The 17877-nt window shown below is 66.0% G+C and carries 16 protein-coding genes and 1 tRNA gene; 4 read left to right on the top strand and 13 right to left on the bottom strand.

Going from position 1 to position 17877, the window contains the following annotated elements:
• Positions 1 to 115 precede the first annotated feature (115 nt).
• The gene (locus tag JI75_RS00895) at positions 116 to 661 is read left to right on the top strand and encodes a TetR/AcrR family transcriptional regulator (RefSeq protein WP_039688029.1); all 546 of its coding nucleotides are present in this window, start codon (positions 116 to 118) and stop codon (positions 659 to 661) included.
• An 87-nt stretch (positions 662 to 748) separates the two neighbouring features.
• Here the strand turns inward: JI75_RS00895 and JI75_RS00890 are convergent, their stop codons facing one another.
• The 4 genes from JI75_RS00890 to JI75_RS00875 form a co-directional block, all read right to left on the bottom strand.
• Positions 749 to 1504 carry an ABC transporter permease gene (locus JI75_RS00890; RefSeq protein ID WP_039688028.1) on the bottom strand — a complete coding sequence of 252 codons (756 nt, stop codon included), beginning with the start codon at positions 1502 to 1504 and terminating at the stop codon, positions 749 to 751.
• Positions 1494 to 2342 carry an ABC transporter ATP-binding protein gene (locus JI75_RS00885; RefSeq protein ID WP_205911730.1) on the bottom strand — a complete coding sequence of 283 codons (849 nt, stop codon included), beginning with the start codon at positions 2340 to 2342 and terminating at the stop codon, positions 1494 to 1496. Before JI75_RS00885 ends, JI75_RS00890 begins: the two co-directional genes overlap by 11 nt.
• A gap of 3 nt (positions 2343 to 2345) precedes the next feature.
• Positions 2346 to 3350, bottom strand: coding sequence for an ABC transporter substrate-binding protein (locus JI75_RS00880; RefSeq protein ID WP_144299245.1), 1005 nt, complete (start codon positions 3348 to 3350; stop codon positions 2346 to 2348).
• 133 nt (positions 3351 to 3483) lie between these two features.
• On the bottom strand, positions 3484 to 4206 hold the full coding sequence (locus tag JI75_RS00875; RefSeq protein ID WP_144299304.1) for an amino acid ABC transporter ATP-binding protein: 723 nt from the start codon (positions 4204 to 4206) through the stop codon (positions 3484 to 3486).
• Positions 4207 to 4538: 332 nt separating this feature from the next.
• Here JI75_RS00875 and JI75_RS08640 point away from each other — a divergent pair, with 332 nt between their 5' ends.
• From JI75_RS08640 to JI75_RS09415, 3 genes are read left to right on the top strand one after another with little or no spacing between them, the layout of a single operon-like run.
• Positions 4539 to 5237, top strand: coding sequence for a TetR/AcrR family transcriptional regulator (locus JI75_RS08640; RefSeq protein ID WP_052241476.1), 699 nt, complete (start codon positions 4539 to 4541; stop codon positions 5235 to 5237).
• A gap of 1 nt (position 5238) precedes the next feature.
• Positions 5239 to 5985 carry a tRNA threonylcarbamoyladenosine dehydratase gene (locus tag JI75_RS00865; protein WP_082019681.1) on the top strand — a complete coding sequence of 249 codons (747 nt, stop codon included), beginning with the start codon at positions 5239 to 5241 and terminating at the stop codon, positions 5983 to 5985.
• Positions 5982 to 6755 (top strand): TatD family hydrolase, encoded by a 774-nt coding sequence (locus JI75_RS09415; protein WP_082019856.1) that lies wholly within the window; start codon positions 5982 to 5984, stop codon positions 6753 to 6755. The genes JI75_RS00865 and JI75_RS09415 overlap by 4 nt, the downstream gene beginning before the upstream one ends.
• On the opposite strand, the gene JI75_RS00855 is transcribed toward JI75_RS09415, so the two are convergent.
• The 9 genes from JI75_RS00855 to JI75_RS00815 form a co-directional block, all read right to left on the bottom strand.
• A tRNA-Glu gene (locus JI75_RS00855) sits at positions 6715 to 6790 on the bottom strand. The two genes, JI75_RS09415 and JI75_RS00855, sit on opposite strands and share 41 nt — an antisense overlap.
• 79 nt (positions 6791 to 6869) lie before the next feature.
• A complete protein-coding gene (hemL, locus tag JI75_RS00850; protein WP_039688025.1) occupies positions 6870 to 8174 on the bottom strand; it encodes a glutamate-1-semialdehyde 2,1-aminomutase in 1305 nt (434 codons plus the stop codon).
• 38 nt (positions 8175 to 8212) lie between these two features.
• Positions 8213 to 10486 carry a radical SAM/SPASM domain-containing protein gene (locus tag JI75_RS00845; RefSeq protein WP_240993185.1) on the bottom strand — a complete coding sequence of 758 codons (2274 nt, stop codon included), beginning with the start codon at positions 10484 to 10486 and terminating at the stop codon, positions 8213 to 8215.
• A gap of 310 nt (positions 10487 to 10796) precedes the next feature.
• Positions 10797 to 11789 (bottom strand): porphobilinogen synthase, encoded by a 993-nt coding sequence (gene hemB / locus JI75_RS00840; RefSeq protein WP_039688024.1) that lies wholly within the window; start codon positions 11787 to 11789, stop codon positions 10797 to 10799.
• Complete coding sequence (gene ahbC / locus JI75_RS00835; protein ID WP_052241475.1) at positions 11789 to 13045, bottom strand: 12,18-didecarboxysiroheme deacetylase; 1257 nt, start codon at positions 13043 to 13045, stop codon at positions 11789 to 11791. Before ahbC ends, hemB begins: the two co-directional genes overlap by 1 nt.
• Position 13046: 1 nt before the next feature.
• Positions 13047 to 14714, bottom strand: a complete 1668-nt coding sequence (gene cobA, locus JI75_RS00830; RefSeq protein ID WP_052241726.1) for a uroporphyrinogen-III C-methyltransferase — start codon at positions 14712 to 14714, stop codon at positions 13047 to 13049.
• A 5-nt stretch (positions 14715 to 14719) separates the two neighbouring features.
• Positions 14720 to 15688, bottom strand: coding sequence for a hydroxymethylbilane synthase (hemC, locus tag JI75_RS00825; protein ID WP_039688021.1), 969 nt, complete (start codon positions 15686 to 15688; stop codon positions 14720 to 14722).
• The gene (gene hemA, locus JI75_RS00820; RefSeq protein ID WP_052241474.1) at positions 15688 to 17115 is read right to left on the bottom strand and encodes a glutamyl-tRNA reductase; all 1428 of its coding nucleotides are present in this window, start codon (positions 17113 to 17115) and stop codon (positions 15688 to 15690) included. Before hemA ends, hemC begins: the two co-directional genes overlap by 1 nt.
• Positions 17112 to 17783, bottom strand: coding sequence for a precorrin-2 dehydrogenase/sirohydrochlorin ferrochelatase family protein (locus tag JI75_RS00815; RefSeq protein WP_052241473.1), 672 nt, complete (start codon positions 17781 to 17783; stop codon positions 17112 to 17114). Before JI75_RS00815 ends, hemA begins: the two co-directional genes overlap by 4 nt.
• Positions 17784 to 17877 lie beyond the last annotated feature (94 nt).

Here is a 17877-nt window from a genome sequence, read left to right as displayed (position 1 = left end):
TAATTGAGCGGTCAAGGGGGCGGCGGGCGGCCCCGAGGGCGCCCGGGCACCGCGAAGACGACCCGACCCTCGGACGCGAACCCACGCGCTTCGCCGAATGCCTTACACTGGGCCCATGGATAAAGCCACCCGTACAAAACAGAAGCTCGAGCGCGCGTTCTGGGACCTGTACGCCCAAAAGCCCGTCGAGCGCATCTCCGTGCGCGAGATCACCGAAGCGGCCGGATTCGCCCGCGGAACGTTCTATCTGCACTACCTGGATATCTACGATCTGCTCGACCAAGCCGAACGGGCCCTCCTCGACGAAATGGGCCGCTGTATCGACCGCTGCCCATCAGACCCCGGCAAGGCCGACCTCATCGGCCTCATGACGCGCCTTTTGGCCCTGTACGAACGCAACCGCGCGCAGATCGTCCTGCTGTTGGGCGACCGCGGCGACGCGTCGTTTCGCAGAAAGCTGAAAGACCAGATGAAGCGCATGCCCATCTGGAAAGCGCACGATCCCGCGCTCGAGCTTTCGGACGGGGAGCGCGATCTTATGCTGGGGCAGACCGCCGCAGGCGTGATCTCGCTCATATCCGACTGGCTGGAAGACCCGCGCGGCGTGTCGGCGGCAGAGCTTCTGCACCTGATCTACGAGTCGGCCATCAAGCGCGGGTAGCGCAGCGCGCTTTCCCGACGACGCCGACGGAAAGGCGCGCGGGCGACCCCGAGCGATCGGATCGCCCGCGTGCCCAGGACCCCGCATTCACCCGACCTGCCACTTCCAGCGGAGAAGCCGCCGTTCCGCGACGTCGAACAGCGCATACAGCACCACGCCGAGGGCCGCGAGCGCGATGATGCCCGCGAACATGCGCGGGTAGTTCACCATCCCCCAGGACTGCATGATGAAATACCCCAGGCCCGTCGAACCGGCGATGGCCTCGGCGAAGAACAGCACCGCGATGGCCGTGCCCGCGCTGATGCGCAGCGAGGTGAACACGGCGGGAAGCGTCGCGGGGACCACGACATGGCGGTACTCGTCGAGGCGCCCCGCGCCCAGAACGCGAATGGAGACGAGGGCGTCTTCGGGAAGGGAGCGCACCGCATCGCGCACGGCCACCAGCACCTGGAAGAACACGGTGAGCGAGACGAGCGCGATCTTGGGAGCGTCGGCAAGGCCCAGCAGCACCAGGAGGATGGGCAGCACGACGACCTTGGGTATGGGGTACAGCAGGTACAGGACCGGCGCGAAGAGCGCGTCGATCCGATCGGAGCGCGAGCAAACGAGCGCCAAGGGGACGGCCAGCGCCGTTCCCAGCGCAACCGACACCGCCACGCGGTAGGCGCTTGTCGCGAAGTCGGGCCCCAACGCAGGCAGGTACTGACCCAGAACCGGGACCGTCTGGAGCGGAGTGGGAAGCGCAGGTGAATCGATGACCAGCGCGGATATCCACCATCCCGCGACGATGAACGCCAAGGCGGCCAGATATCCGCCGACCTCGCGCAGCACGTCAGCCCTCATGCGAGCACCCGCCCTCCCCGCCGACGGCCTCCGGCGAAACCTCGCGGAAGGAAAGGCCGCCCGATCGGTCCGCAGGCGCAGGCGACCCGTCGAGCGCCGCGCGCACCTGCTTGCACACGGCAGCGAACCTCGCGCTGTCGCGGTACGAGCGCTCCCCCGCTCCCGGATTGGCGATATCGGCCACCAGGCGCCCGGGGCGACCCGACAGCACCAGTATGCGCCGCCCCAGGTACACCGCCTCCTCGATCGAATGCGTGACCAGCACCTGCGTATGTCCCGATCGGAGCCAGAGGTCGAGGAGCGCATCCTGGAGCTGCTCGCGCAAAAGCGCGTCGATGGCCGACAGCGGCTCGTCCATCAGAAGGACGTCCATATCCAGCGCGATCGCGCGGGCGAAGGCGAGCCGCTGCTGCATGCCGCCCGACAGCTCGCGCGGATACGCCGATTCGAAGCCCTCGAGGCCGACTTCGCGCATGGCCTCGATGCCGCGGCGACGCGCTTCGGCCTTGGGAACCTTGCGGATCGACAGGCCGACGACCACGTTGCCCAGGGCCGTCTTCCAGGGGAAAAGGCCCAGGTTCTGGGGGATGAACGCCGTCGACTGACGCGGCTTTTCCACAGGGGACCCGCCCACGAGGACCTCGCCCGCCGTCGGGTGCACCAACCCGGCGATCATGCGCAGCGCGCTGGACTTCCCGCAACCGGAAGGTCCGATAAGCGCGACAGAGGCGCCCGCCTCGATGGAGAACCGCAGGCCCGAGAGGGCTTCGGTTCCATCGGACGGGCGCCCGTAAGAAAGCGAGGCGTCGCAGAACTCGATCCGAGGTGCTGAAGGCACGCGCTACTCCTTGGAAAACTTGCCCGTGTTCTGGTCGTAGGACAGCGGGGCGGTCAGATAGCCCTTCTTCGTCATCCAAGCCAAAACGGGATCGACCATCGCGCCCGTCGGCTTCTTCGCCATAGGATACTCGCTTATCGGGTAGGTGCGGGCCACGGACTCGGGAAGGTTCGCATTCTCTACGAGCAGCGAGCGGTACTTCTCCGGATCGTGGTTCACCAGAGCGGCGCCGCCGTCCCATACGTCCTGCAAAGCGGCCAATGCCGAAGCGCCCGATTCGGCCGAAACGAAGTCGGAGCGCACCGCCATGACGGATTGGGAGATGTTCTCGCCGTCGGTGTCATCGGCCAAGCACACGCACCCCGAGGCCTCGCCCAGCGCCAGAAGCGCCCCCGGCAACGCGGCGGCCTTCACGTCGCCCGACATCATGGACTGGAAGCGGACGGGGAGCTTCTGAAGTTCCTCGACCTTGATCTGGTCTTCGGGAATGCCCGCGCGCTCCATCAGCTTGTCCATCACGTACTCGAGAATGGTGTTGGATCCGACGCCCACGGGAACGCCCGCAAGCTCGGAAAGCGAGGTGATGCCGGTGTTCGGGCCGGTCATAATGCCGAAGCGCCCCTGTTTGGCGGTTTCGCCCAGCGTCACCCAGGCAAGCTCGAGCGGCGTGCCGCTGGCGAACACGCCCGCCGAAACCATAGGGTCGGTCATGGCGACGTTCACGGCTCCCGACGAGATGCCGGCGATCAGCTCGGTGGCGGACTGGAACGGGACGATCTCGAAGTCGACCTTGTCGGCCGCAAGGTTCTCCTGCTGGGCCACCCACAAAGGCAGGATGTCCTCGGTGGCCAGCGTGCCCACCATCATCCTCGAAGCGGCGGCGGATCCTCCCCCGCCCTGCGGAGCGGACGCCCCCTTCGAGTTCGAGCAGCCCGTGAGCGCGGCAGCTCCCAGCGCCGCGGCTCCGACGATGAACGAGCGGCGGGACAACGCGGTTTGCATTCTCATACAGGTTCCCTTCGGTACGTGCGCAGGCGCGCAGGATCGGAAAAGTCGCACGCATCCATGCTACCGAGGGGAAAAGGGCAACTCAATGGACAATCGACGCCCGAATGTTCAGCGTCGCCGCCGCAAGCCCCTGTTATTTGATGTGCCCGATGAAGTCGCGGGTGCGCTCCGACGTGGGATTGTCGAACACCTGCTGGGGAGTGCCCTCCTCGACGATGACCCCGTCTTCCATGAAGATGACGCGGTCGGCCACCTCGCGTGCGAAGCCCATCTCGTGCGTGACCACCACCATGGTCATGCCGGCGTCGGCCAGGTTGCGCATAACGTCCAGAACGCCGCGCACCAGCTCGGGGTCGAGAGCGCTCGTCGCCTCGTCGAACAGCATGACATGCGGGTCCATCGCCAAAGCGCGCGCGATGGCAACGCGCTGCTGCTGACCGCCGGAAAGCTGGGCGGGAAGGAAATCGGCGCGATCGGCCAACCCCACGCGCTCGAGCTGCTGCAGGGCCACGCGCTCGGCCTCTTCTTTCGAACGCCGCAAAACGCGCTGCTGGGCCAGCATCACGTTTTTCTTGGCGGAAAGATGCGGGAACAGGTTGAACTGCTGGAACACCATCCCCACGCGCTCGCGCAGCTTGTTCACGTCCGTCTTCGAATCGGTGATCTCCTGCCCCTCGATGAAGATGCGGCCGCCCGTGGGCGCCTCGAGCAGGTTGATGCAGCGCAGCATAGTGGACTTGCCCGACCCGGAGGGCCCGAGAACGACCACCACCTCGCCGCGCTTGACATCGACGCTCACGTCGCGCAGAACCTGCGTCTCACCGAACGACTTGGACAGATGCTGAATGCTGATCATGATTTCGGCGTCGGACACGACACACCCCTTCAAAAGCGACCTCCCCTTTCTGGGGAGCATCGAGACATTGTAAACCGACCGCGCCCCGCGAGCCAACCTCTGCGCGTGCATATCGATCGATAAAACGCCGCCGAAACGACCCCGAGCCACCCGCCATATGAAAAACAAATAGGACCATGATTCCCAATAATGCAAGAAGCGGCGCGCTAAACCGCTAAACTTCTGTTATTCTCTAGGCAATTATTCATTATAGCTTTGCTCGCAGATTAAACGCGCTATTAAGTTAGTGGGAACCGAACGCATACCAGAGGGGTCGGTTCAAAGGAGGCACCATGACTCGACGAGCCGGAGTCAACAGCGAGGAAACGCGCGCGAACCTCATCCGATCCGCGATCGAGGAGTTTCGCGAAAAAGGCTACGCGAACGCCTCCCTGCGCCGCATCTGCGACAAGGCCGGGGTCACGACCGGAGCGCTGTACTTCTTCTTCGACAGCAAGAACGACCTGTTCGAAAAGGTTATCGAGCCCACCACGTCGAAGCTCATCCAAACCATCCAGGAAGGCTACGACAGCGAACTGAGCTCCTCCGACTTCGACCCCAGCATCGTGAAGAAGATCACCATCTCGCGACGCGTTCTGGACATCTGCTACGAAAACCGGGAAGTGGCCGACATCATCTTGGCCCACCAGGACCACCCCGCCGTCATCGAGCTGTACAAGGCCATGTCGGACGTATTCGCCCGGCGCTTCGAGATCCTCACCCGCCTTCTGTACGACGAGGTGCCCGAAACCTCGATCCTCAACCACAACACCTTCTCGTGGTTCACGCAGACCGAGGCCTTCCTCGGACGCTACGTCTTGCTGCTGGACCTCCCCAAAGAAGAGGCGGTGCGCCAGCTCGACGCCATCATCCGCGTGCTGCGCTGCAGCATCGGCGCCCTGATCGAAACCGACGAGCGCGCGGGCCTGCTGAGCCCGGACAAGGCCCAGGCCGTCTACGAGGCGTTGGGCTACGCGAAGTGGGTCGACTAGCATGACGGTGCCATCAGCGCCTGAGCGGACCGAGAAACTGCAGGTTATTCTCGGAAAGGACGGCGTGGCCGCGCTCGAAGCGGCCACCGTGCTGGTTTTGGGATGCGGGGGCGTCGGATCGAACTGCATCGAATCGCTCGCACGCGGGGGCGTCGGCGGGTTCGTCATCGTGGACCGCGACGTCGTTTCGGCCAGCAACATCAACCGCCAGGCCATCGCGTTCCACTCCACCATCGGCCAGAAGAAGGTGGACGTGATGAAGCGCATGATCCTCGACATCAACCCCGATGCGCGCGTCGAGACCTACGACGACTTCCTGCTCGAAGGGAACATCCCCGCGTTCCTGGAGCGATTCGACGGACGCGTGGACTGGGTGATCGACGCCATCGACACCATCTCGGCGAAGCTCGCCGTTGCCCAGTACGCCCACGAAACCGGCATGCCGCTTGTCAGCAGCATGGGCGGCGGGAACAAGCTGCATCCCGAGATGCTGCGCTTCGCCGACATCGGCAAGACGGTGAACTGCCCTCTGTGCCGCATCATGCGCAAAGAATGCCGCAAGCGCGGCATCGGGAAGCTGCAGGTGCTGTTCTCGGCCGAACACCCCGCTGAAACCAGCGTCGCCGAGGGCGCCACGCGGCGCGATCGGTCGGATCTGGGAACCATGTCCTACATGCCCCCGATCATGGGCCAGATGCTGGCCGGGTGGGTAATCCGCCGCATCGTCGGCATCGACGAGGGCCGATGAGCGCCGATGAGCGCGATGCGGAGAAGCCGCGCGCGGTATTCCACGACGCGCACTGCCATCTGAACTTCATCGCGAACGCCGAACAGGTGGCAGAGCAAGCCCAGAAGGCGGAAGCGGCCATCTTCTGCAACTGCGTGACCCCCGAAGAATACCAGGTCGCACGCGAGCGGTTCGCGCCCTATCCGACGGTGCGCGTCGGAGTGGGGCTGCACCCCTGGTGGGTGGACGACCAGGTGGAAGACCGGATCGATCTGTTCGAGCGCCTGGCGGCCGACGCGCCTTACGTGGGGGAAGTGGGTCTGGACTTCTCGCCGAAACATCGCGGGACCGCCCCGGAACAGCGGCGCGCGTTCGAGCGCATCGCCCGCCTCTGCGCGCGCTCCGGCGGCAAAACCCTGTCGATCCATGCCGTGAAATCGGCGGACGCCGTGCTCGACATCCTGTGCGCCTGCAAAGCCGTCGAGTCGTGCTCCTGCATATTCCATTGGTTCTCGGGATCGTCCGACGACCTGAACCGCGCCATCGGCCTGGGGTGCCGCTTTTCGATAGGGCCTCGGATGATGGAGACGAAGCGGGGGCGCGCCTATGCGCAGGCCATCCCCCGGCGCCTCATGCTGCTGGAAACCGACTGGCCTGCCAAAGAGGGCGACGAATGCACGTTCGACCAGCTGCAAGAAGAACTCGCCCGAACCGCGGCGGAAATCGCCGAGGCGAGGCGAGAGCCGAAGATGGTGCCCCCAGGAGGATTCGAATCTCCGTTTCCGGCCTGAGAAGCCGGCGTCCTTGGCCGCTAGACGATGGGGGCCTGATGAGTATAGTCAACCGGCCCGGCGGCGTGCGCGTGCCCGCGCACGCAACACCGAGCCGTCACAAGTTGGAGAAGCCTAACGGGCGGCCACCGCGCGGAAACCTTCGCGGGCCGCGCCGATGAGGGCGCGCACCTGCTCGTCGGTGTGCGCCGCCGACAGGAACAGCGCCTCGAACTGGCTGGGCGCTATCAGCATGCCCTCGTCCAGCACCGTGCGGAAATACGTCGCGAACGCCTCGCGGTCGCTTTGCGCCGCGCTCTTCCAGTCAACGACGGGCCCTTCGGTGAAGAACACGGTGGTCACGCTGCCGAAGTTGTTGACGCATACCCCGACGCCGGCCTCTTGCGCCGCCGCGCGCAGGCCCTCTGCCAGAAGGGCCCCTTTGCGCTCGAGCTCGGGGTAGAGCGTTTCGGCGTTGACCTGCAGCTTGGTGAGCTGGGCGAGACCGGCCTCCATCGCAACCGGGTTGCCCGACAGCGTGCCGGCCTGGTACACCGGGCCGGCGGGAGCGAGCTTCTGCATGAAGCGCGCCTTGCCCGCCACGCAGCCCACCGGGAACCCGCCGCCGATGATCTTGCCGAAAGTGCACAGGTCCGCATCGATCCCCAGCTTTTCCTGGGCTCCGCCCAAAGCGACCCTGAACCCGGTGATCACCTCGTCGAATATGAGGATCGCGCCGAACTCGTCGCACAGGGAGCGCAAACCCTCGTGGAAGCCGGGAGCGGGCGGAACCACGCCCATGTTCCCGCTCACGGGCTCGACGATCACGCAGGCCACCTGGTCGGGAGCGGCCTCGAACAGGGTGCGCACGGAATCGAGGTCGTTGTAGGAGGCGACCATGGTGTCGCCGGCGGTCGCGGCGGTCACGCCCGGAGTGTCGGGGATCCCCAGCGTGGCCACGCCGCTTCCGGCGCTTACCAGAAGCGAGTCGCTGTGCCCGTGGTAGTTCCCCTCGAACTTGATGATCTTGTCGCGCCCCGTGCAACCGCGCGCAAGGCGGATGGCCGTCATGGTGGCTTCGGTGCCCGACGACACCATGCGCACTTCCTCGACGCCGGGAACCAGCTCGCATATCTTGTCGGCCAGCTTCAGCTCGGCTTCGCAGGGAGCGCCGAACGACACGCCCTTCTCGAGCTGCGCGCGCACTGCCCCGATGACGTCCTCGTCGCCGTGGCCGAAGATCATGGGGCCCCACGAGCAGATGAAGTCGACGTACTCGTTTCCGTCGATGTCCCACACCAGGCTTCCCTTGGCGCGATCGTAGAACACCGGATCGCAGCCCACGTTGCCGAAGGCGCGCACCGGCGAGTTCACGCCCCCGGGAATGACCTGCGATGCGCGGGCAAACGCCTGCGAAGACTTCGAATGATCACGTGACATATCGTTCCTTTCGCGTCGTTCAAAGGTTCGGTTAACCGCTACTCCTCAAAATACCTCATCGAGACCTTCTTGTACTCCCCCGTCGTGGAAAGGGCCTCGGATGCGCTCACGGGAATGCCCGCCTCGTCGAGCGCCCGTCTCATGTCGGCGATCTGCTCGCCGAGGTCCTCGGGCGTGCGCGCGTGGGTCATGGCGTACAGGTTGTAGCGCCAGGTTTCGGCTTTCTTGCGCGAATAGCAATGGGTGACGTGCTCGGACTGCGCCAGGATGCGCCCTGCGGCATCGACCAGGTCGTCGGGGACGTCCCACACCGTCATGGAATTCTCCGACACGCCCATCACCTGATGGCGAACCATCGCGCCCACGCGCCTGATGGTCTTGGAGGCAAGCCAGCCCCCCATCCGCTCTGCAACGTCTTGTTCGGTGATGTCGGTGCGCCCCAGGTTGTCGGCGATGCGCGCGACCACGGTGGAAAGCGGGTGCTCGTCGAAGGTCCCGTCGGCCGCATGGAGGATGTCGCCCTGGGCCCATCGGACGATCTCGACGTTTACCGGGTCGTCCGCGTCGAACGCGAGCGGCTCGCACGCCGGCGCGGTGAGGATAGGTGCCTCCTTCTTGGGAGCCAGCCCTTCGCGCAGCTCTCCCTGGGGAAGGGCGCTGGCCGGCCCGTCGGCCCGCTGCTCGTCTTGCAGCAGCTTCGCGTCCGCGAACCGCGTGGGCTTGCGGCGCACGCGCGCGCTTTCGCCCGACGACTTGAAGTTCACGCGGATCTTGTACTTGTTCGTGGACGGCAGATCCAGCATATCGGTCACGCCGGTGCGCTGCGAGATCTCGGCCAGCATGCGCGTGCGCTCCTCAGCCGATCGCGCGATCACCGTGAACCACAGGTTGTAGTGGTTCTCTCGCCCATAATTGTGGGTGACCTGCGGGTATTCCGACACGATAGCAGCGGCGGCGGCAAGGTCGCCCTCGTCTCCCGGCACCGACAGGGCGCACAGCGACGAGACGTATCCCAGCTTGGGGGAGTTGAACGACGCGCCGACGCGCCTGACCTTGCCCGATCTGTACAGCGACGAGACAGCCTCGATCACGCCGTCCCGCTTCAGCTCGAGGGCCTTCGCCAAATCCCCCAGAGGGTCGTCGGTCAGCGGGAAGCCCTCCTGGATCGCGTCGAGCACGCGGTCTTCCACGTATTTCTTCGGCTCGTAGGCGCAGTAGGGCTCTTCTTCCATGTAGTCGCCGTACAGCGCAAGGGCGCGGGCACGACAGCCCCCGCACACCCCTTTGTACTCGCACGCGCCGCATTTCCCCTTCAGGCGATCGTAATGACGCAGGTCGTCGAACACCGGGGAGTGGGTCCAGATTTCGGAGAAGGGCGTCTCTTTGACGTTTCCGAGGTTCATATCGAAATAACCGCACGGCTGCACTTCGCCGATATGGCTGATGAACACGAAGGTGATGCCGCCCAGACAGCCGCGCGTCATCGCCTCCATGCCATAGGTTTCGGGCGTGACCTTGATGCCCTGCTTGGCGGCCTGCTGGCGCAGGATGCGGTAGTACTGGGGAGAATCGGTGGGCTTGAAGTGCATGGGAGAGGTCTGCTGGCGCTCGAAGGCCCACAGCAGCACTTCCTCGTACTCGTCCGGGGTGAGCTCGACGTCGATGAGGTCCTCGCCGCGGCCCGTGGGAACCAGCAGGAACGGATGGAACGCCACGGCGCCGGTTTCGAGGGCGAGGTCGTGCAGCTCGTCGACCATCTGGTTGTTCATCTTGGTGACGGTGGTGTTGATCTGGACCCCCACCCCGTATTTCTGCATGTTCTTGATGCCCTCGATGGTCTCCTGGAAAGCCCCGTCCTTGCCGCGGAACCTGTCCTGTCCCTCGGCGTCGGGGAAGTCCAGCGACACCGACACGCGCGGGATGCCGTGCTCGGCCATCTTGCGGGCCACCTCGTCGGTGATGAGGGTCCCGTTGGTCCCGATGACCGGATGGAGCCCCTTCTCGTTCGCGTAATCGATAATGTCCCAGATATCGGGGCGCATGAGCGGCTCGCCGCCCGTCACGATAAGGATGGGGTCGGTGATGCTGGCGATGTCGTCGATGACCGCCTTGCATTCGTCCAGCGTCAGCTCGCCGGGGTAGGGCTCGCAGTGCGCGGCGGCGCGGCAGTGATCGCAGGCCAGGTTGCATGAGCGGGTGATCTCCCAGGCCACGATGCGCGGAGCCTTGATGCCGGTGCGCTCTTCGTACGCGCGGGCCGCCGGACCCGCTCCGGGCCGGTAGCTGCGGCGCGCGGTGTTGTCGCCCGGCACCGTCGCCCCGGGATGGCCGCCGGGATGTCCCCCCGGATGCCCCAGGTGCCCGCCCTGCGCATGGGGATGCCCGCCGGAGTGGCCTCCCCGAGAGCTCGCGTGCGGATGGCCCGACGGCGCACCGTGCGGGCGGCTATCGCTGGAATGACCGTGTTTTCCCTGATGGCATCCACACGATCCGTCGGCGGCATGACCGTTTCCGTGGCCCGCGGCGCCTTCCGCGTGTGGGCACGAAGCGTGCATCCTTCCAGCCCCCTGCGCCGAGGGAGCATGGGCGCCGCAGCATGCGGCGTTATGTTCGTGGGCCATGTTAGTTCTCCTCCGCCAACCAGCGTGCCGCCTCTTTGGCGTGATACGTGATGATCATGTCGGCTCCCGCGCGCTTCATCGAGGTCAGAAGCTCAATCACGACACGCTTCTCGTCGATCCAGCCGTTCGCGGCGGCGGCCTTCACCATCGAATACTCCCCGGACACGTTGTAGGCGACCGTCGGAAAGCGCAGCTCGGACTTCACGCGGCGCAAAACATCCAGGTACGACAGCGCGGGCTTGACCATCACCAGGTCGGCTCCTTCGGCGATATCGTAAGCCGCCTCGCGCACGCCCTCCTCGGCGTTCGCCGGATCCATCTGGTACGCGCGGCGGTCTCCGAACGCGGGAGCCGAATCGGCCGCATCGCGGAACGGCCCGTAGAACCCGCTCGCGTACTTCGTGGAGTACGACATGATGGGTACCTGGGAAAAGCCGGCCTCGTCGAGCGCGCGGCGTATGTGCGCCACGCGGCCGTCCATCATGTCGGACGGGGCCACCATATGCGCGCCGGCGCGGGCATGGCTCACGGCTTCGGCGGCCAGCCACGCAAGCGTCGCGTCGTTGTCGACCTCGCCGGTGGCGGTAAGCTTGCCGCAATGCCCGTGGCTGGTGTACTCGCACATGCACACGTCGGTGATGATGTGCATCTCGGGCGCCTCGGCGCGGATCACGCGGATCGCCTCCTGCACGATGCCGTGATCGTCGTAGGCCTCGCTTCCGCATTCGTCCTTATGCGAGGGCAGGCCGAACAGCAGAACCGAGCGCACGCCCAGCCCCAGAAGCTCGTCCATCTCGGCTTTCAGCATGTCGAGGGAAAGCTGGTAGACTCCGGGCATCGAGGAGATCTCGTCGCGGCGACCCTCACCGGGTTTCACGAACAGCGGGTAGATGAAATCGCGAACGGACAGCTCGGTCTCGCGGATGAACTGGCGAACCGTCTCGTCGGCTCGCATGCGACGCGCGCGATACGCGGGAAACCTGCCGTACTCCATTACCGTATGCTCCCTTCTGCGACCGCCCCGCAGCTGCAAGCGGCCTTCGGTCCTTCGCCTTCGGGCCAGGCGATCTCCTCGTCGGTAAGATAGCAAGCGGGGTCCGACGCCCACAGATCGCCCGTAGCGGCCTCGGCGCGCACGCGGAAGTTCCCGTTGCAGATGTCGAGCCAGCGGCACGTCGCGCAGCGGCCCTTCACGAACGGGCGCTTGTTCTTCAGACGGAACATCAGCTCGCTTTCGGGCGTGGTGCGGCTCACGTCGGTCCAGATCTCGGAGAACGGACGGTCCTTCACGTTGCCGAACGAGAAGTGGCGCCAGAACTGATCGGCGTACACCTCGCCGTCCCAGCTCACGCTGGCAATTCCCGCACCGGTCGAGTTGCCTTGGTTCCACTGCAGGAGCTGCAGCACCTCGGCGGCCCGCTCCGGATCCTCCTTCAAAAGCTCCAGGTACACGAAGGGGCCGTCCGCATGGTTGTCGACCGTGAGGATCTCGGGCTTGCCGCCGCGGTCGAACCATGCGCGCGTACGGTCCATGATCAGGCGCACCGCCTGGCGCGTCTCCTCATGGCTGAGGTCCTCTTCCATCAGCTCGGAGCCGCGACCCGTGTACACCAGATGGTAGAAGCAGGCCCGGTTGATGTTGTGCTCCTCCATGATGTCGAACACGTCGTCGATCTCGCGCCAGTTCAGCTTGTTGATGGTCATACGCAGACCCACCTTGATGCCGGCCTCCTGCGCGTTTTTCAGACCCTCCATGGACTTGGCGAACGAGCCGGGAACGCCGCGGAACTTGTCGTGGGTCTCGGGGCCGCCGTCAAGCGAGACGCCCACATACGACAGCCCCACCTTGGCGAACTCGCTGGCCAGCTCGGGCGTGATCAGCGTACCGTTGGTGGATATGACCACGCGCATGCCGCGGTCCTTCGCGTAGTGCATGAGCTCGGTGAGGTCGTGGCGCACGCAGGGCTCGCCGCCGGAGAACAGCAGCACCGGCGCGCCGAACGAAGACAGGTCGTCGATCATGGCCTTGGCCTCGTCGGTGGACAGCTCGTCGTAGCGCTGCGCGTCGGATCCGGCATAGCAGTGGACGCATTTCAGGTTGCAGGTGCGCGTGCAGTTCCACACGACCACCGGCTTCTTGTCCTTGGAGAACTGCAGAAGCTCGCTGGGGAGCTTCGCCGACATGCGCTGGTAGCGCAACACATCGGCCGGCTCGACCGCTCCGCAGTACAGTTTGGAAATTCCGATCATGCTATACCCCCTCCGGGCTTGCGCCCGCTCTCTGTCCTTCATCCGACGCACGGTCGGACGTGAAATACTCGCACAGCGCATCGACCAGCCCCGGAATGGTGAACTCGGCCGCCTCGGCCGCCACCTCGAGGCCCGCCTTCTCAACGGTGTCGCTGGTGATGGGCCCGATCGAGAAGAGCCCGACCCGCCCCAGCAAAGCCGCCGCCCTATCGCCCAGAGCCGCCGTCAGGTTGCGCACCGCCGACGACGATGCGAACGTCACGCCGTCGATGTCCCCGGCCTCGACCAGCGAGGCGAACTCGCGCAGGCGCTCGGAATCCGCCGCCACGGTGCGGTACGCGGGAACGACGTCCACCTCGCCCCCGTCTGCGCGAAGCAGCTGCGGAAGCACTTCGCGCGCTTCGAGGGCCCGCGGTATCAACACGCGCTGACCCGAGGAGAACCCCGCATCGCGCAGGGCCCGATGCACCGCTTCGGCGCGGTACTCGCCGGGCACCACGTCGGCGACGATGCCGTGCGCGCGCAGCTTCGCGGCCGTGGCCGGCCCGATGGCGGCAACGCGACACGTCGCCAGAGCGCGGGCGTCCCGGAACCGAAGCTTCGAGCCTCCCAGCCGCTCGAAGAACCGCTCGACCCCGTTCACGCTGGTGAAGATCAGCCAATCGTACGAACCGAGCTGGGAGAGCGCCGTATCGAGCGGCTCGAAGCTCTCGGGGTCCACGATGCTGATAGTGGGCAGCTCGAACACCTCGGCGCCCTGCTCGCGCAGAAGCGAGCTGAGCGAGCCGGCCTGCTCGCGCGAACGCGTGACCACCAAGCGACGGCCGAACAGGGGCCGATCCTCGAACCAGGCGATGCGCTCGCGCAGATCGGCGACGGCTCCCACGACGATGATGGCCGGCGCCTCGATCCCCGCTTCGCGGGCCTTCCGGGCCGCGGTCTCGAGCGTCGCGACGCAGGTTTTCTGGCGCGTGGTGGTTCCCCACTGCACCAGTGCGACCGGGATGTCAGACGGGGCTCCGCACGCGGCGAGCTTCTCGGAGATCAGCGGAAGGTTGCGCACGCCCATGTAGAAGCACACCGTCGAGCCCTGCTTGACCAGGCCCGCCAGCGAGGGCCAATCCACGGTCGAGGCGTCTTTGGACGGATCCTCGTTTCCCGTGACCAGCGTGACCGACGTGGACACGCCGCGGTGGGTAACGGGGACGCCCGCGTAAGCAGGGGCGGCGATTCCGCTGGTCATGCCGGGAACCACCTCGAAGCGGATACCCGCCTCGGCAAGGGCGAGCGCCTCTTCCCCGCCGCGTCCGAACACGAACGGATCGCCGCCCTTCAACCGGACGACGGACGGAGCCCTCAGAGCGGAAGGGCCCTCGGCCCTGCGGGGCGCCCGGTTCGCGTCGCCGCCATCCTGTGCGCGGCGCTCCAGTTCGCGCGCCTTCTCGACGAGGATGCGGTTGATCTCGTCTTGGCCGATGTGCTTCTCGAAGCCCTTCTTCCCGACGAACACCAGCTCGGCGTCGGGACGGGCATGCTCGAGCAGCTTGTCGCTGGAAAGGTAGTCGTACACCACCACGTCGGCGCGCTCGAGCAGAGAAAGCCCGCGCACGCTCATGAGGCCCGGATCGCCCGGACCTGCGCCGACGAGGTACACGCAGACGGATCCCATGTTGCTCACAGGCCCACGCTCGCTTTCACGCGGCCCATGATCTCGCAAGCGCCCTGCTCGCAGAGCGCTTCGAGCGCCATCTCCGCCACTTCGGCGGGATCGCCCTGGCCCGCGGCGCCGACGCGCTCGAGGTGGACCCGCGCCATCTCGGAGCCGTCGAGCGACGCGACGAAGGCGTCCAGCACGAGGGTCTGCTCGTCGGCCGGGCCCTCCCAGCGGATGTAGGCCCCCAGGGGGACCTGGCAGCCGCCCTCGAGGCGGGAAAGGATGATGCGCTCGGCGTTGACGCAGGCCATCGTGGGCGCATGCGAGATCTCGGCAAGCGCGGCCAGCGTGCGCTCGTCGTCGATGCGCGCCTCGATGCCGACGGCTCCCTGACCGACGGCGGGAATCATGTCCTCGACGGGAATGTATGCGCGGATGCGGTCTTCCCAGCCCATGCGCACGATCCCCGAAACCGCCAGGACGGCGCCCTCGTAGTCGGCGCCTTCGGCCTTGGCCAGGCGGGTGTCGAGGTTCCCGCGGATCTCGCTGGGAACCAGCTGGGGGTACCGCGCACGCAGCTGGGCGGCGCGGCGCAGCGAGCCGGTCCCGATGCGTGCGCCCTCGGGGACGTCGGCCAGACACTCGACCTGATCCAAGCGCGGACCGCACACCAGCGCGTCGCGGGCGTCGGCGCGCGGCAGCATCGCGGCCAGCACGCACCCCTCGGGAAGCGCGCTGGGGACGTCTTTCATGGAATGGACGCACATATCGATCTCGCCCGCTAGGAGCTGGGCTTCGATCTCCTTGGTGAACAGACCCTTGTCCCCGATCTTTGACAAGGGGACGTCCAAGATGCGATCGCCCGTCGTCTTGATGACGCGCACATCGACCTCGCGCGCAGGATCCTGGGCACGCAGGGCGTCGGCCACCGCGTGCGCCTGCCACAGCGCCAGGCCGCTGCCGCGGGTTCCGATCACGAAATCAGCCATTACTCCCCCGTTCTCTTCCCGATATTCTCGACCATGCGGTAGCGCTCGTCGGGCTCTCCGTTGCGGCGGCGCTCGTGCATCGAGCACCCTTCCCCCCGAAAGCACGAGGGATCCTTGCAGTGGCCGCACGCCGTTCCGGGAGGCATGGCGTCGAGGCCGAACAGATACCGCGCCGAACTGGTGTAATAGAACGACTCACCCGTTTTCGCCTCCTTGCGCAGGCGGATGATGGGGCCGTGGAGGATCTTGTTGGCGATGGCGGAGCCGAACGCCTCGAACATGGCGATCTCGTCGGCCGACACCGCCTCCCCGCGCGCGCTCGCAAGGGCCTTGCACAGGCGCTTGAGCTCTTTTTGGACGGTGATGTCGCCCTTCTCGTGCATCTCCTTGATGGTGGGCGTCACGCTGCGCTCCTGCATCCAGGAGAAGAACTCCTCGCCGGCCTCCTGCACCATGCGCTCGACCTCGCCCACGGCCGCCATGCGGCGGGACAGGCCCTCGTCTACGATGGAAGACAGGCGCTCGAGGTCGTACAGAAGCACGCCGGAAAGCTCGCCGCATGCGGGATCGACGTCGCGGGGCACCGACTCGTCGACGATGACCAAAGGCTCGCCCTCGCGATCCGCCTCGCGGCGGGCCGCCGCCAGGCGATCGGCCTCGACGACGCAGCGCGGAGCCGAGGTCATGCTGAATACGGCGTCCGCCTTCCCCAGATGATCGTAGCGATCGGAAAACGCGCAGTAGCCGATGCCCATCTCTTCGGCCAGGTCGCGAGCATGATCGGTCGTGCGCGTCGCGACGACGATGTCGCGCGCGCCCGCATCCAGCAGGTATCCCAGCGCCAGGCGGGCCATCTCGCCTGCGCCCAGCACCACGATCCTGCGGCTCTCCAAATCGGGGAACTGCTGGAAGGCCGCCTTGAAGGCGGTGGTGGAAAGCGACACCGAATCGGAGCCGATAGCCGTTTCGGTGCGAACGCGCTTACCCAGCGATATAGCGCTCTTGAACAGGCGAGACAGAACATCCCCGCACGCTCCGGCCGCGACGGCGGCCTCGAAGGCGCGCTTGGTCTGCCCGAGGATCTGCGCCTCGCCCAGCACCATGGATTCCAGCGAGCACACCACGCGGAACAGGTGCCTCGCCGCATCCATGCTGCGCTCGACGTAGAATGCGCCCCGATCGAGCTCGTCTACCCCGAGGCGGGCCTTCACGAACGATTCGAGCGACTCCAAGCCCATGCGGTCGGTTTTGGCGTCGACGTAGATCTCGGTCCGGTTGCAGGTCGAGAGGATGACCGCTTCGTTGATACCTTTCAGCTTCGTGATCTCGGCCAACGCTTCGGGTATCTCGCCCGATGAAAAAGCTAGCTTCTCGCGCGCGTCGATTGGGGCGCTTTTGTAGCTCGCGCCCGCGACCACCAAACTCATAGCCGCCCTCCCTCGACGAGCGGGGCGACTACTTCGTCGTACACCTGCTGAGCGGTGATCTTCTCGCCTGCGGCAAGACGGTGCTCGATGCCCGCCGATCCCACGGCCTCGAACAGCGGCGTGCGCACCGACGCCTCGCCGGGGACGCGCTGCTTCACCAAGGCGCGCACCTGTCCGAGCAGCTCGATGTAATCCTCCCAATACGCCGGGAACTGGGATTCCAGCGATCTGCGGATCTCGCGCGCAACGCTGGGAGCCGCGCCCACCGTCGACACGGCGATCTGCAGCTGCCCGCGCCTCATGATGGACGGAACGATGCAGTTGCACAGCGGGGGGACGTCCACCACGTTCACCAGTATGTGGAGCCTGGACGCCTCCTCGAACACCTGCTCGTTCACGCTCTGGCTGGACGTTGCGACAACGGCCAGCAGGGCTCCCTCGAGGTCTCCCTCCTCGTAGGGACGCTCGATGAACGCGATGTCGCCGGCCTCGGCGAACGACCTGATGCGCTCGGTCGCCTCGGGGGCGATCGCCGTCACGCGCGCGCCGTATTCGAGCAGCGTCTCGATCTTGCGCTGCGCGACCGCTCCGGCGCCCACGACGACGACCCGCTCTCCATCGAGATGGATGAACAGCGGGTAAGGAGGCTTTGCGCCTTCATATGTCATGCGGTATCTCCTTTATCCGCGCGTGCTGCGAACCGCGCGGGGTCTCCCACCCCGTCTTCGCGCGCAGGCGCATCGCCTGAGCGCGAAGACGGCA

Origin of the sequence: Berryella intestinalis, from assembly GCF_000814825.1 — a bacterium.
Classification (GTDB): domain Bacteria; phylum Actinomycetota; class Coriobacteriia; order Coriobacteriales; family Eggerthellaceae; genus Berryella; species Berryella intestinalis.
The sequence above is the reverse complement of the archived record's forward strand: the minus strand, read 5'-3'. Positions and strand labels throughout refer to the sequence as shown.

What these genes read in the sequence shown, in the direction of transcription:
- JI75_RS00815 (WP_052241473.1), bottom strand. Translation starts at nt 17,783, where the DNA reads ATGACATATGAAGGCGCAAAGCCTCCTTACCCGCTGTTCATCCATCTC.
- hemC (WP_039688021.1), bottom strand. Translation starts at nt 15,688, where the DNA reads ATGGCTGATTTCGTGATCGGAACCCGCGGCAGCGGCCTGGCGCTGTGG.
- JI75_RS00890 (WP_039688028.1), bottom strand. Translation starts at nt 1,504, where the DNA reads ATGAGGGCTGACGTGCTGCGCGAGGTCGGCGGATATCTGGCCGCCTTG.
- JI75_RS09415 (WP_082019856.1), top strand. Translation starts at nt 5,982, where the DNA reads ATGAGCGCCGATGAGCGCGATGCGGAGAAGCCGCGCGCGGTATTCCAC.
- JI75_RS08640 (WP_052241476.1), top strand. Translation starts at nt 4,539, where the DNA reads ATGACTCGACGAGCCGGAGTCAACAGCGAGGAAACGCGCGCGAACCTC.
- JI75_RS00880 (WP_144299245.1), bottom strand. Translation starts at nt 3,350, where the DNA reads ATGAGAATGCAAACCGCGTTGTCCCGCCGCTCGTTCATCGTCGGAGCC.
- ahbC (WP_052241475.1), bottom strand. Translation starts at nt 13,045, where the DNA reads ATGATCGGAATTTCCAAACTGTACTGCGGAGCGGTCGAGCCGGCCGAT.
- JI75_RS00895 (WP_039688029.1), top strand. Translation starts at nt 116, where the DNA reads ATGGATAAAGCCACCCGTACAAAACAGAAGCTCGAGCGCGCGTTCTGG.
- hemL (WP_039688025.1), bottom strand. Translation starts at nt 8,174, where the DNA reads ATGTCACGTGATCATTCGAAGTCTTCGCAGGCGTTTGCCCGCGCATCG.
- JI75_RS00875 (WP_144299304.1), bottom strand. Translation starts at nt 4,206, where the DNA reads ATGATCAGCATTCAGCATCTGTCCAAGTCGTTCGGTGAGACGCAGGTT.
- JI75_RS00865 (WP_082019681.1), top strand. Translation starts at nt 5,239, where the DNA reads ATGACGGTGCCATCAGCGCCTGAGCGGACCGAGAAACTGCAGGTTATT.
- hemA (WP_052241474.1), bottom strand. Translation starts at nt 17,115, where the DNA reads ATGAGTTTGGTGGTCGCGGGCGCGAGCTACAAAAGCGCCCCAATCGAC.
- hemB (WP_039688024.1), bottom strand. Translation starts at nt 11,789, where the DNA reads ATGGAGTACGGCAGGTTTCCCGCGTATCGCGCGCGTCGCATGCGAGCC.
- cobA (WP_052241726.1), bottom strand. Translation starts at nt 14,714, where the DNA reads ATGGGATCCGTCTGCGTGTACCTCGTCGGCGCAGGTCCGGGCGATCCG.